Annotated in this window: 12 protein-coding genes; 4 read left to right on the forward strand and 8 right to left on the reverse strand. The window is 71.2% G+C overall.

From position 1 onward, the window contains the following. Positions 1-64 precede the first annotated feature (64 nt). The gene (locus ACFXKZ_RS13155) at positions 65-1381 is read left to right on the forward strand and encodes a PhoH family protein (protein WP_379999596.1); all 1317 of its coding nucleotides are present in this window, start codon (positions 65-67) and stop codon (positions 1379-1381) included. Positions 1382-1969: 588 nt separating this feature from the next. Next, a complete protein-coding gene (locus tag ACFXKZ_RS13160; protein ID WP_379999598.1) occupies positions 1970-2527 on the forward strand; it encodes a lytic transglycosylase domain-containing protein in 558 nt (185 codons plus the stop codon). A 92-nt stretch (positions 2528-2619) separates the two neighbouring features. Here the strand turns inward: ACFXKZ_RS13160 and ACFXKZ_RS13165 are convergent, their stop codons facing one another. Beyond that, on the reverse strand, positions 2620-3780 hold the full coding sequence (locus tag ACFXKZ_RS13165; RefSeq protein WP_379999600.1) for a steroid 3-ketoacyl-CoA thiolase: 1161 nt from the start codon (positions 3778-3780) through the stop codon (positions 2620-2622). Between the two features lie 247 nt (positions 3781-4027). Here ACFXKZ_RS13165 and ACFXKZ_RS13170 point away from each other — a divergent pair, with 247 nt between their 5' ends. Further along, positions 4028-5335, forward strand: coding sequence for a TetR/AcrR family transcriptional regulator (locus tag ACFXKZ_RS13170; RefSeq protein ID WP_379999602.1), 1308 nt, complete (start codon positions 4028-4030; stop codon positions 5333-5335). Between the two features lie 289 nt (positions 5336-5624). Here ACFXKZ_RS13170 and ACFXKZ_RS13175 read toward each other — a convergent pair whose 3' ends face one another. The 3 genes from ACFXKZ_RS13175 to ACFXKZ_RS13185 all read right to left on the reverse strand — a co-directional run bounded on the left by ACFXKZ_RS13175 (position 5625) and on the right by ACFXKZ_RS13185 (position 7449). Then, entirely contained in the window at positions 5625-6149 is a 525-nt protein-coding gene (locus tag ACFXKZ_RS13175; protein ID WP_379999604.1) for a carboxymuconolactone decarboxylase family protein, read from the reverse strand. Positions 6150-6152: 3 nt separating this feature from the next. Then, a complete protein-coding gene (locus ACFXKZ_RS13180) occupies positions 6153-6704 on the reverse strand; it encodes a peroxiredoxin (RefSeq protein WP_078976832.1) in 552 nt (183 codons plus the stop codon). A gap of 409 nt (positions 6705-7113) precedes the next feature. Then, positions 7114-7449, reverse strand: coding sequence for a cupin domain-containing protein (locus ACFXKZ_RS13185; protein WP_379999606.1), 336 nt, complete (start codon positions 7447-7449; stop codon positions 7114-7116). A 72-nt stretch (positions 7450-7521) separates the two neighbouring features. Between ACFXKZ_RS13185 and ACFXKZ_RS13190 the strand changes: the two genes are divergently transcribed. Beyond that, positions 7522-8484 (forward strand): GlxA family transcriptional regulator, encoded by a 963-nt coding sequence (locus ACFXKZ_RS13190; RefSeq protein ID WP_379999608.1) that lies wholly within the window; start codon positions 7522-7524, stop codon positions 8482-8484. A 27-nt stretch (positions 8485-8511) separates the two neighbouring features. Here the strand turns inward: ACFXKZ_RS13190 and ACFXKZ_RS13195 are convergent, their stop codons facing one another. The 4 genes from ACFXKZ_RS13195 to ACFXKZ_RS13210 form a co-directional block, all read right to left on the reverse strand. Beyond that, positions 8512-9963, reverse strand: a complete 1452-nt coding sequence (locus ACFXKZ_RS13195; protein WP_379999610.1) for a class II fumarate hydratase — start codon at positions 9961-9963, stop codon at positions 8512-8514. A gap of 140 nt (positions 9964-10103) precedes the next feature. Beyond that, positions 10104-10745, reverse strand: a complete 642-nt coding sequence (locus ACFXKZ_RS13200; protein WP_379999612.1) for a lactate utilization protein C — start codon at positions 10743-10745, stop codon at positions 10104-10106. Positions 10746-10747: 2 nt separating this feature from the next. Then, positions 10748-12244: a lactate utilization protein B gene (locus tag ACFXKZ_RS13205; RefSeq protein ID WP_379999615.1), complete on the reverse strand. Its 1497-nt coding sequence runs from the start codon at positions 12242-12244 to the stop codon at positions 10748-10750. Then, on the reverse strand, positions 12241-13056 hold the full coding sequence (locus ACFXKZ_RS13210; protein WP_379999617.1) for a (Fe-S)-binding protein: 816 nt from the start codon (positions 13054-13056) through the stop codon (positions 12241-12243). Before ACFXKZ_RS13210 ends, ACFXKZ_RS13205 begins: the two co-directional genes overlap by 4 nt. Positions 13057-13163: the final 107 nt, after the last annotated feature.

Consider the following 13163-nt stretch of genomic DNA (forward strand, 5'->3'; position numbering starts at 1 on the left):
GGGCCCGGACTCCGAGCGATCAGGGCGCACGGTGCGCGTGCCCTGAGAGGGGGCGAGGCACTCCGTGGCCACGATCCAACGCCGTGCTCCGCAGCACCGGACGTATGTCCTCGACACCAGCGTGCTCCTTGCCGATCCGTCGGCGCTCTTGAAGTTCGACGAGCACGAGGTGGTTCTGCCCGTCGTCGTGATCACCGAGTTGGAGGCCAAGCGGCACCACCCGGAGCTGGGCTACTTCGCCCGGCACGCGCTGCGGATGCTCGACGAGCTCCGTACGCAGTACGGGCGGCTCGACGCGCCGGTGCCGATCGGCGAGTCCGGCGGCACCCTGCGGGTGGAGCTCAATCACATCGACGCGACGGTGTTGCCGCCCGGCTTCCGGTTGGGTGACAACGACTCGCGGATCCTGGCGGTGGCCAGGCACCTCATGGCCGAGGGGCACGATGTGACGCTGGTGTCCAAGGACGTCCCGATGCGGGTCAAGGCCTCCGCCGTGGGGCTGAGCGCGGAGGAGTACCGCGCCGAACTGGTGAACACCTCGGGTTGGACGGGGATGGCCGAACTCCAGGTCGACTCCGCCGACATCGACGCCCTGTTCGAGCACGACCGCACACACATCGAACAGGCCGCCGACCTGCCCTGTCACACCGGTCTCGTGCTGGTCTCCGAGCGCGGCAAGGCGCTCGGCCGGGTCACCGCCGACAAGCAGGTCCGACTGGTGCGCGGTGACCGCGACGTGTTCGGCCTGCACGGGCGCAGTGCCGAGCAGCGGATAGCGCTGGATCTGTTGCTCGACCCCGACATCGGCATCGTGTCCATGGGCGGTCGGGCCGGCACCGGCAAGTCGGCGCTGGCGATGTGCGCGGGCCTGGAGGCGGTCCTGGAGCGCAATCAGCACCGGAAGGTGATGGTCTTCCGGCCGCTGTACGCGGTGGGTGGTCAGGAACTCGGCTATCTGCCGGGCACCGAGAACGAGAAGATGAGCCCCTGGGCCCAGGCGGTCTTCGACACGTTGTCGGCGGTGACCACGTCGGATGTGATCGAGGAGGTCGTCGCGCGCGGGATGTTGGAGGTCCTGCCGCTCACCCACATCCGCGGGCGTTCGCTGCACGACGCGTTCGTGATCGTCGACGAGGCGCAGTCCCTGGAGCGCAATGTGCTGCTGACCGTGCTGTCGCGGATCGGCAGCAATTCGCGGGTGGTGCTCACCCACGACGTCGCCCAGCGGGACAACCTGCGGGTGGGTCGGCACGACGGAGTGGTCGCGGTGGTGGAGAAGTTGAAGGGGCATCCGCTGTTCGCGCACGTGACGTTGACCCGATCGGAGCGCTCGCCGATCGCGGCCCTGGTGACCGAGATGCTGGAGGACCTGCCGGGCTGACGGATGCCTGGTGAACGACCTGCGGGAGTGCTTCGACCGGCCCCGTCGGCGACGTCTCGACTGCTTCGAGACGTCGGCGGCGGGGCTTCGACGTGTCCGCATATTCCGGGTGGAAACGGTCTGCGGCGAAATGGAAAAGGCTTGATGATTCCGGGAGTTGTGATGTTCGCCACGTCTCGGGAAATTTGCTTCCCGATGTTTGGCTGAGGCAGGCTGCTGGACTTGTAAGACCTCCGCGTACAGCTCGGCCCCGAAAACTCAACACATGACCTGCTGTACGCCACCCACGGCACGCGCCCGGCGAACGATCGGGCGCGCAGGCCGAAACGCCCCCCGAGGGGGCGGGGGAGACCGGAGGTTGGACCCGTTCGCCGCTTGGATCGCGGTGCACGCCTGCCGGAAGGAACGTGTGTGAGCCGGATCTCGGTTCGGGGGATAGCCGTGGCGTCAGCCACCGCTGTCACGGCCGTTGGCGCCGTGGTCGGATTCAGTGGCACGGGCGTTTCCGCGTCCGCCGACGCCCAGACGGCAGACGAAGCGAGCACCACGAAGCTTCTCGAGGTTCCCGCGGCCCCCGCGGCGCAGCAGTTGAGCACCGGTATCACCCACCAGGCCGACGCGCAGACCGCCGCCTACGACGAGGCGCAGCGGGTGCAGGCCGAAGAGGCCGCCCGGGTCAAGGCCGAGCGCGACGCGGCCGAGAAGGCGGCGGCGGAGAAGGCCGCGGCCGACAAGGCCGCCGCGGAAAAGGAAGCCGCCGAGAAGGAAGCCGCCCAGAAGGAGGCCGACCGCAAGGCGGCCGCCGAGCGCGCGGCGCGATCCGACAACCGCGGCGCGGTGGAGAAGGTGTCGGCGTCCGCCGCCGACGCCCAGGCGATCGCCAAGTCGATGATGAGCGCGAGTTCGTACACGTGCTTCAGCAACATCGTCCAGAAGGAGAGCGGCTGGCGGGTCAACGCCACCAACTCCTCCTCCGGCGCGTACGGTCTGATGCAGGCCCTGCCCGCGAGCAAGTACGCCTCCGCCGGCGCCGACTGGCGGACCAACCCCGCGACGCAGATCAAGTGGGGCCTGAGCTACATGAACGAGCGCTACGGCAGCCCGTGCCAGGCGTGGACGTTCTGGCAGAGCCACAACTGGTACTGAGCCGGCCGCGGGTCTTCGACCCGCCCCGTCGCCCACGACCGAGCCCCGCCCGCCTTTCGGCGCGCGGGGCTCGGTCGTGGGCGACAGGTGTCTCAGATGCGTTCGATGATGGTGCCCGATGCGTTGGCGCCGCCGGCGCACATCGTCACCAGCGCGAACTGCTTGTCGGTGCGTTCGAGTTCGTACAGCGCGGTGGTCAGCAGTCGGCCACCGGTGGAGCCGACCGGGTGGCCGAGCGCGATCGCGCCGCCGTTGACGTTGACCTTGTCCAGGTCGGCCTTTTGCACCTGGGCCCAGGACAGCACGACGGACGCGAACGCCTCGTTGACCTCGAACAGGTCGATGTCGGACATGGTCATCCCCGAGCGGGCGAACAGCCGCTCGGTCGCGTCGTTCGGGCCGTCGAGGTGGTAGTGCGGGTCGGCGCCGACCATCGCCTGCGCGACGATCCGCGCGCGCGGGCGCAGGCCCAGCGCGCGGGCCCGGTCCTCGTCCATGATCAGCAGTGCCGCGGCGCCGTCGGAGATCTGCGACGAGTTGCCCGCGGTGTGGATGCCGTCGGGCAGGACCGGCTTGAGCCGGGTCAGGCTCTCGATCGTGGTGTCGCGCAGGCCCTGGTCGCGGTCGACCACGGCGGTCTCACCGGTGGGGTTGCCCTCGGCGTCCAGGATCGGGGCCTGGACCGGGACCACCTGTGAGGTGAAGCGGCCCTCGTCCCAGGCGCGTTTGGCGTTGGCCTGCGAGCGCACGCCGAGCGCGTCCACGTCGGCGCGGGTGATGCCCCGGTTGCGGGCGATCCGCTCGGCGGCGGTGAACTGGTCGGGCAGGTCGATCGCCCAGTCCTCCGGCTTCGACTTCTGGCCGGGTTTGGCGGTGTGGCCGAGCGGGTTGCGGCTCATCGACTCGATGCCGCATGCAACTCCCGCATCGATGGCGCCGGTCGCGATCAGCCCGGCGATCAGGTGCACGGACTGCTGGGCCGATCCGCACTGGCAGTCGATCGTGGTGCCGCCGGTGCGGTGCGGCAGTCCGGCGTAGAGCCAGGCGTGCTTGACGATGTCGCCGGACTGCTCGCCCGCCTGGGTGACGCAGCCGCCGATCACCTGGTCGATCAGCTCGGGGTCGATCCCGGCCCGCTCGATCAGTCCGCGCTGTACGGCCGCGAGCAGCTGCACCGGGTGCAGCCCGGCGAGCCGGCCGTTGCGCTTGCCGATCGGGGTGCGCACGGCTTCGACGATGACGGGGTTGCCCATGGGTCGCTCCTAGCGAGTCCTGAGTGGCCGGTCCCGGGGGCCGGGCCACGGTGGCGACGGGTTGCCGGCCCGAGCCGACCAGCCTGATCTCACCCTGCACCAGGTGTATGACTAAGTCAAGGATATGGGGGCGTCGGACGAGTTCGGCGGGGGGCCGAAGTGGTCGATGATGGGGCGGATGGGGCGGGCGGGGACTACCGGAACGTGAGACTCCGCATGGGAATCCCAGGCGTACTACGCTTGCCTCGTGTTGAGCGATCGAGCGGGTGCGGAGCGTCACATCAAGCCGCGAGCGGATCGACGCGCGGAGATCATCAGACACGCCTGCGCGCTGTTCGCCAAGCGCGGCTACGGTGCCACGACGGTTCGTCAGATCGCCGAGTCCGCCGACATGCTCTCGGGCAGCCTGTACCACCACTTCCCGTCCAAGGAAGCGATGTTGCTCGAGGTGCTCGACTCCTTCTTCGCCGACATCATGAGCCGGCAGCGCGCCACCGTCGAGCGCGGCGACGCCCCTGTCGAAACCCTGCGCGGGCTGTTGCGGGACAGCCTCGAAGTGATCGGCAACAGCCCCGACGCGGCGATCGTGGTGGTCGGCGAGTCGCGCCGGCTCTCCGGGAGTGACAGTTTCGTGTGGCTGTCCGATCGCACCGTCGAGGCATCCGCGCTGTGGGGACGGGTGTTGCGGCGCGGCGTCGAGGAGGGCAGCCTGCGCCGCGACCTGCATCCCGTACTGCTGTCGCTGATGCTCCAGTCGGCGGTGTGGGGAATGGCCCAGTGGTACCGCCCGAGCGGGCGCTACGACCCCGACGCCGCCGCCGGTCGGCTCGTCGACGTGTTCGTGCGCGGCATCGTCCGGCCCGGACGCTACGCGTCGCAGCGCATCTGCACCCTGCTCGGACCGGCCCGCCACACGATGCCCACGCTGCGCCGGATCGGCTCCGGCGACGACGTGCGGGTCGAGGCCGAGCGGCGCATGGCCCGGGTGCCGCGCCGCACCGACGCGCGCACCCGGATCCGGATCGCCTCCAACCTGCTCTTCGAACAGGACGGGTACGCGGGCACCACGGTGCGCCGGATCGCTGATCTGGCCGGTGTCCCGGTCGGCAGCCTCGCCCATCACATCGGCTCCAAGGAGCAGTTGCTCGGCGAACTCCTCGGCGAATTCCTCGGCGATCTGCGCACCGCCTTCGACAAGGACGCCGCGGATCGGCCGGAACCGGTCCAGCGACTGGCCGGTCTGATCGGACACACCGTGGAGGCGCATGCGTGCCACGGCGTGTCGACGGTGCTGGCGATAAACGAGGTGCGCGGCGACGAACTGCCCGCGAGCCGGCTGTCCGCGCAGCGCGCCAAGGTCTCCGAGACGTGGACCCGGGCACTGGTCGCCGGCATCCGCTCGGGCGACTTCCACCCGGACCTGGACCCGGTGTTCACCCAGCGGGTGCTGCGCACGGCGATCTCGACCGGGAGCCGGATCTATCGGGGGATGGGCGTGCGGGACGCGGTCGGGCTGTATCGGGAGGTCGCGTTGGCGGGGATGGCGGCGTCGTGAGGGCGGGGATCGGGACCGGTGCGCGGCCGGTGTCGGCGCGGCTGCGGTGGACGGCCCGGTGGTGGCGGGCGACCTGGGTGCGCGGGGCGGTTCGGGTGCGGTGGACGATTCGGTCCCGGCCGGTGGGATGGTCGCGCGCGGGGCGGTGAGGGGTGGTCGGGGGTGATGAGCGGCGCGACGCCGGAGAGCCCGCCCCCGGGTGGGGACGGGCTCTCCGGCGTCGTTCTCGCGTGCTGTGCACGGGTGTTCGGGCTTGGGGCGTGCTCGGCCCGGCCCGGACTCCGGCGGGTCAGCCCTGCTCGGACTCCAGCGTCACGCCGACCGCGTGGATCACGGCGGCGATCTTGATCGCCTCCTGGATCGTCTCGCGCGGCATGTTCTCCTTGCGCAGGACCTGCTCGTGCGACTCCAGGCACCGACCGCAGCCGTTGATCGCCGAGACGGCGAGCGACCACAGTTCGAAGTCGGCCTTCGGGGCACCCGGGTTGGCCATGATGTTCATCCGCAGCCCGGCCCGCAGGTTGCTGTACTCCGGGTCGCCGATGAGGTGCATCGACCGGTAGTAGATGTTGTTCATCGCCATCACCGCGGCGGCGGCCTTGGCGGCGTTGTACGCCTCCTCGGACAGCCGGCTCTTGGCCTCGGGCTCCAGCTCGGCGAGCACCTTCGGGCTGCGCGTGGCGATGGCGGACACCAACACCGTGCCCCAGAGCGTCTGCTCCTGGAGCTTGGAGTTGCCGACGACCGAGCCCAGGTTGAGCTTGAGGTCCTTGGCGTATTCGGGCAGTGCGGCCTTCAGGACGTCGAGACCCATGGATCAGGCGTCCATCAGCTTGGCGGCGTCGAGGGTCTCGCCGCCCTTCTGCCAGTTGCACGGGCACAGCTCGTCGGTCTGCAGCGCGTCGAGGACCCGCAGGACCTCGTCGGGGTTGCGGCCCACCGAGCCGGCGGTGACCATCACGAACTGGATCTCGTTGTTCGGGTCGATGATGAAGACCGCGCGGTCGGCGACACCGTCGGCGTTGAGCACGCCGGCGGCCGAGGACAGCTCGCGCTTGAGGTCGGACAACATCGGGAACGGCAGGTCGGTCAGGTCCGGGTGGTCCTTGCGCCAGGCCAGGTGCACGAACTCGGAGTCCACGGACACGCCGAGCAGCTGCGCGTCACGGTCCTGGAAGTCCTCGTTGAGGCGGCCGAACGCGGCGATCTCGGTCGGGCACACGAACGTGAAGTCCTTCGGCCAGAAGAACACCACACGCCACTTGCCGTCGTACGACTTGTTGGTGATCTGCTCGAAGGCCTTGTCCGCCTCCAGCGACACGACGCCGGTGAGGTCGTACTCGGGGAACTGGTTACCGACAGTAAGCACTGGATCTCCTCCGCAAGGGGGCCGGGGAGGCAGGTTCACCACCCCGGTCGGACGTACGTGGATCACGATGTCACAGCCAAATTGATAGATGAAATAAGCAACGCTTCATCTATTGATCGTGATCACTTATCAGTGCGGGGGAGGTGGCAAACGGCCAGCTCAATCGACGCGCGCGGATGTTCGATGGCTGGTGGAGGGGGCCGGAAGGAGCATACGCGTCACTCGCGCGAGTGCCGAATCGGCCTATTTCGGAGGGCGTCCCGCCCGGGTGCCGAGCGGGCGGGACGGGGGTGGTCGGGGGGTGGCCGGAGCGCATCACGACCGAATGGATGGATGGGCGGGGTCGGTCACGGAATGTGGCCGACCCGGGCGCCTGCCCGCCTGGCACGCGGGCGGGCGCCCGGCCCGTCTAGCCCGCCGGGTAGAAGAGGAACAGCGTGCAGCCGGTGGTGGTCGAGGGGAGGTGCCACGACCCGGCGGGGGCGTGCAGGAAGGTGCCGGCCGGGTAGTCGCGTGCGCCGTCGTTGAAGGTGCCGGCGACCACGTAGACCTCCTCCGGGCCGGGCTCGTGTACGTCGCGGCGGGGCCAGGCGGAGTTCGGGTCCATCTCCAACACGCCGGCGTGCGCACCGGTCGGCGCCTTCCACAGCGGGCGGAACCGAACCCCGGGGAAGAGCGTGCGGATCGGGGCTTCGTCGACGGACGCGGACACGTAGCCCGGCTGGGCGAGGATCTCGGGATGCATGCCCTTCACGGTGCCGTGGGTGGGCCGCGGCGGGACAGGGTCCGAGCGGACACCATGGGGTACGTTCCTGCCATGCATCGTGTGGTGGCCCTGGTGCGGCCGGTGCAGTCGACGTTCGAACTCGGCTGCGCGGTCGAGGTCTTCGGTACCGAGCGGGCCGGGGTGCCGCGGCACTACACGTTCGAAACGTGCACCGAGACGCCGGGGCCGGTGCCGACCACCGGCGGATACACGATGCACGTGCCGCGGGACCTGGCGGCGCTCGACCGCGCCGACACCGTGATCGTGCCGGGGTGGTTGCCGGTGGAGACGCCGCTTTCCGCCGACGTGCGCCGCGCGTTGCTGCGAGCGCACGCGCGTGGGGCCCGGCTGGTGAGCATCTGCTCGGGGGTGTTCGCGCTGGCCCGCACCGGGCTCCTGGACGGCCGCACGGCCACCACGCACCGGGCGCGCGCCGAGCAGTTGCGCCGGGAGTTCCCCCGGGTGCGGGTGGAGCCGGACCGGCTGTACGTGGACCACGGCGACGTCGCCACCAGCGCCGGCGCGGGCGCGGGCCTCGATCTGTGCCTGCACCTGGTCCGGCGCGACCACGGGGCCGCGCACGCCGCCCTCCTCGCGCGGGACATGGTGCTGCCACCGCATCGCGAGGACGGCCGGGTGCGGTTGGCGCCGGCGCCCGAGGACGGCCTCGACGACCTGTTCGCGTGGGCGGACGAGCGCGTCGGCACCCCACTGACCGTGCACGACCTGGCCGCCCACCTCGGCGTCTCGCCTCGCACGCTGGCCAGACGCTTCGCCGACCGCCTCGGCACCAGCCCCGGCGCCTGGCTCCTGTCCCGCCGCGTGGCCGCGGCCCGCACCCTGCTGGAGGAGACGGACCTGCCGATCGAGGCCATCGCCACCCGAGTCGGCCTCACCTCCGCGGTCAACCTCCGCCGCCGCTTCCGCACCAGGGTGGGCACCACCCCGGGCGCATACCGCCGAGCGTTTCGGACCCCGGAGAACGCCACGAGCCAGGCCACGCGGCACGCGTGAGGGCCGGCGCCGTATTGGGGCCCTCGGTTACGGCCGAGTCATCCCCAAAACGTCCAGCGCCGTGTCGAGTTCGGCCTCGGTGAGGCGGCCGGCCGCGATGTGGCCGCGTTCGATGACCACCTGGCGGATCGTCTTGCGTTCGGCCAGCGACTGCTTGGCGATCTTCGCCGCCTCCTCGTAGCCCAGGAAGCGGTTCAGCGGCGTGACCACCGACGGGGAGGACTCTGCGTATTCGCGCATCCGCTCGACGTCGGCCTCGATGCCGGCCACCGTACGATCCGCCAGCACCCGCGTGACGTTGGCCAGGAGGCGGATCGATTCGAGCAGGTTGCGGGCGATCACCGGCAACATCACGTTGAGTTCGAAGTTGCCCGCCGCGCCGCCGAAGGCCACCGCCGCGTCGTTGCCGATCACCTGCGCGACGACCTGGCCGACCGCCTCCGGGATCACCGGGTTGACCTTGCCCGGCATGATCGAGCTGCCCGGCTGCAGGTCCGGCAGCCGGATCTCGGCCAGACCCGTGCGCGGCCCCGAGCCCATCCAGCGCAGGTCGTTGACGATCTTGTTCAGGCCGACCGCGACGGTGCGCAACTGGCCGGACAGTTCGACCAGTCCGTCCCGCGCGCCCTGTGCCTCGAAGTGGTCGCGCGCCTCGACGAACGGCAGCCCGGTGGCCGCCGCGATCTCCGCGATCACCCGGGCCGAGAAGCCGGGCGGGGTGTTGATCCCGGTGCCCACCGCGGTGCCGCCCAGCGGCAGTTCGACCACGCGCGGCAGCGTCGCGTGCAGTCGTTCCACGCCATGGCGCACCTGCGCCGCGTAGCCGCCGAACTCCTGCCCCAGGGTCACGGGCGTGGCGTCCATCAGGTGGGTGCGGCCGGACTTCACCACGTCGGCGAACTCGGTCGCCTTCGACTCCAGGGAGGACGCGAGGTGGTCGAGCGAGGGGATCAGCCGGTGGGTGACCGCGAGCGCCGCCGCGATGTGGATCGAGGAGGGGAAGACGTCGTTGGACGACTGGGACGCGTTGACGTGGTCGTTGGGATGTACGTCCCGGCCCAGTCGCTCCGTCGCCAAAGTGGCCAGGACCTCGTTCATGTTCATGTTCGACGAGGTGCCGGACCCGGTCTGGAACACGTCCACCGGGAACTGGTCCGCCCAGCGACCGCCGACCACCTCGACCGCGGCCTGCTCGATCGCCTCCGCCGTCTCCTTGTCCAGCACGCCCAGTTCGGCGTTCACCCGGGCCGCCGCGCCCTTGATCCGGGCCAGGGCCTCCACGTGCGCCGGTTCCAGGTGCTGCCCGGAGATCGGGAAGTTCGCCACCGCGCGCTGGGTCTGCGCCCGCCACTTGGCGGCGGCCGGCACCCGGACCTCCCCCATCGAGTCGTGCTCGACGCGAAACTCGCCGGACGGGTCCGCACCCGGACCCGCGGCCGGCTCTGCGGTGGGCTCCGCGCTCGCTGCTGCCTCGGACATCGCTGTGGCCTCCTAGAAAGCGTTCCCTGGCGACAACGGCTTCTCGGCCCGGCCTGTTCCTGCGGGCCGGCGCCGGGCCGGGCCGGACGGTCTCGGGTGGCCCGGGCGCTCGGGAGTGGCCCCGGGCGGTCCCGAACCGGCTAGCCGATCAGCAACACGTGCAGCGTCCGCGGCCCGTGCACCCCCGCCACCCGCTCCAGTTCGATGTCGCTGGTCGCCGACGGGCCGGAGATCCAGGTCTGCGGGCGGCGCGGGTCGAGCCGGCCCACCGCCTCCGGCACGGTGCCCACGACCTGGTCGGCGCGCACCACGCACAGGTGGTAGTCCGGCAGCAGGGTGAGCACCCGGCGGCCCTGGTCGAGGCCGGTGTCCAGGACGATCGTGCCGGTCTCGGCGACGGCGAGCGCGCACCCGGTGACCACCGCGTCGATCGCGCCGATCTCGTCCCGGCTCAGCTCGGGCGTGTCCACCACCAACTCCGCGCCGAGCCGACTCAGCCAGGCCAGCTTGTTCCCGCGCGGCACCACCAGGCGGGTGACCCCGGCCTGGCGCAGCAGATCGCTCGCGCCGAGCAGCAGGTCCCGGGTGTCGTGTACGCGCAGCACGGTCGCGTCGTAGTCGGCCAGCCGCGCGGCGAACCGGGCGACCGGGTCGAGGCCCGCCGGGCGCTCGCGCCGATACGCCCGGCGTACCGGCGGCGGCTTGGGCCGGTCGTCGAGGGCGGCGCGGAGCCGGTCCAGGACCACCGTCCGCGCCTCGCGGTCCGCCTCGTAGCGCTCCACCGTCACAGCTCCCGACCCCCTTCGGTGCGCTTGTACCAGGACCGGAACGACTCCGTCGGGGGCGCCGGCGCGTCCCGGTCGGCGAACCACGCGCCGACCGGCCCGGACATGCGCTTCGGCAGCGGGACCCGACCGATCACGCCGTGGCGCACGAAGTGCGCGCCGACCCCGGCCACATGTTGGGCGAAGCCGATCCGCCACGGCTTCTCGAACGTCCACCGCAGCGTCTTCATCCCGGCGTCCTCGCCCCGGTCGTGCGGCCCGCGCCCGCCGTCCACAACCTGTGCACGAAGGTGCACCAGCACCTCGGGGATGTCGATCCGCACCGGGCACGCGTCGAAGCACGCCCCGCACAGCGTCGACGCGAACGGCAACGACGCGGTCTGCGCGTCCACCGGATGCCGGGCGATGCCGCGCAGTTGCGGCGTCAGGATCGCGCCGATCGGCCCGGGGTACACCGACCCGTACGCATGCCCGCCGGTGCGCTCGTACACCGGGCACACGTTCAGACAGGCCGCACACCGGATGCAGCGCAGCGCCTGGCGGCCCACCGGGTCGGACAACACGTCGGAGCGGCCGTTGTCGAGCAGAATCAGATGGAACTCCCGCGGCCCGTCCCCGGGGGTGACCCCCGTCCACATCGACGTGTAGGGGTTCATCCGCTCCCCGGTGGCACTGCGCGGGAGCAGTTGCAGGAACACCTCCAGGTCGCCCCACGTGGGCAGCAGCTTCTCCACGCCCAGGACGGTGATCAGCGTCTCGGGCAGGGTCAGACACATGCGCCCGTTGCCCTCCGACTCGACCACGCACACCGTGCCGGTGTCGGCGATGGCGAAGTTGGCGCCGGAGACCGCGACCTTCGCGCGCAGGAACTTCTGCCGCAGGTGCAGCCGCGCCGCGGCGGCGAGCGCGGCCGGCTCGTCGCTGAGCCGTTCGGGTGCCGGCCGGCCCACGCGGCCCATCTCGCGGATGAAGATCTCTCGGATCTGTGCCCGGTTGCGGTGGATCGCCGGCACCACGATGTGCGACGGCAGGTCGTCGCCGAGCTGCACGATCAGCTGCGCGAGGTCGGTCTCCCACGCGTGGATCCCGGCCGCGGCCAGCGCGTTGTTCAGCCCGATCTCCTCGGTGGCCATGGACTTGACCTTGACCACCTCGTCCACACCCTTGGCTCGGGCGATGTCGACCACGATCGTGTTCGCCTCGGCCGCGTCCCGGGCCCAGTGCACCACGCCCCCGGCCGCGCGTACCGCCGCCTCCAGGTGTTCCAGGAGGCCGGGCAGCCGGGCCAGCACGTCGTCCTTGATCGCCTCGCCGGCGCGGCGCAGCAGCTCCCAGTCGGGCAGCTCCGCGACCACCGCGTCGCGCTTGGCCCGGATGGTGTGCGTGGCCGCCCGCAGATTGGCCCGCTGGACGGGGTTCGCCAGCTCGGCCTCGGCCGCCTCGGGGAAGGGCGGCATGCCGACGAAGGTGGGTTCCCTGTGTACCGCCGCGGTCATCGTGTCGCCTCCGGTCCCGGGGCGTGTCCCACGACGAGGCCCGACGCGTCGGGCAGGCCCGGTCGGTACACCGGCACGTCCGGCAGCGCGTCGGTGCGGGCCAGGATGTCCGCCAGGTGCAGTACCCGGATGCCCGCGTGTTGTCGGGAGATCAGTCCGCCGATGTGGGTCAGGCACGAGTTGTCCCCGGCGCACACCACCTGCGCGCCGGATTCCAGCGCGGCGGTCACCTTGTCGCCGCCCATCGCCGCCGACGTCGGCGCGTTCTTCACCGCGAACGTACCGCCGAAGCCGCAACATTCGTCGGCGCGCGGCAGGTCGACCAGGGTCAGTCCGCGCACCGCGCGCAGCAGCCGGGTCGGTCGATCGCCCACCCGCAACATGCGCAGCGAGTGGCAGGTGGGGTGGTACGCGACGCTGTGCGGGAAGTAGGCGCCCACGTCGGTCACCCCGAGCACGTCGACCAGGAACTCGCTGAGTTCGTACACCTTCGGCGCGACCCGCGCGACGGCCTCCGGCAGCGTGCCGCCGGCCGTGCGGGCCACCGTGGCGTGATACTCGCGCACCATCGCGGTACACGACCCGGACGGCACGATCACCGCGTCGTAGCCCTCGAACGCCTCGACGAAGGACCGGACCAGCGGTACCGCGTCGCGCCGGTAGCCGGAGTTGAAGTGCATCTGGCCGCAGCACACCTGGCCGTACGGGAACTCCACCTCGTGTCCGAGGCGCCGCAGCACCCGGACCACGGACGCGCCGGTCTGGGGGAAGAGCGTGTCGTTGAAGCACGTGATGAAAAGGGCAAGACGCACGATTTACCTCCGCGATCGACTGTACGGACGTCCCGTGACGCCCGCCCGGCCAGACCCGCCGGGCGCGTCCGGTCGTGTGACGGGGGCCGCGGCGGGGCGTCGGGATC

Origin of the sequence: Embleya sp. NPDC059237, from assembly GCF_042754105.1 — a bacterium.
Classification (GTDB): domain Bacteria; phylum Actinomycetota; class Actinomycetes; order Streptomycetales; family Streptomycetaceae; genus Embleya.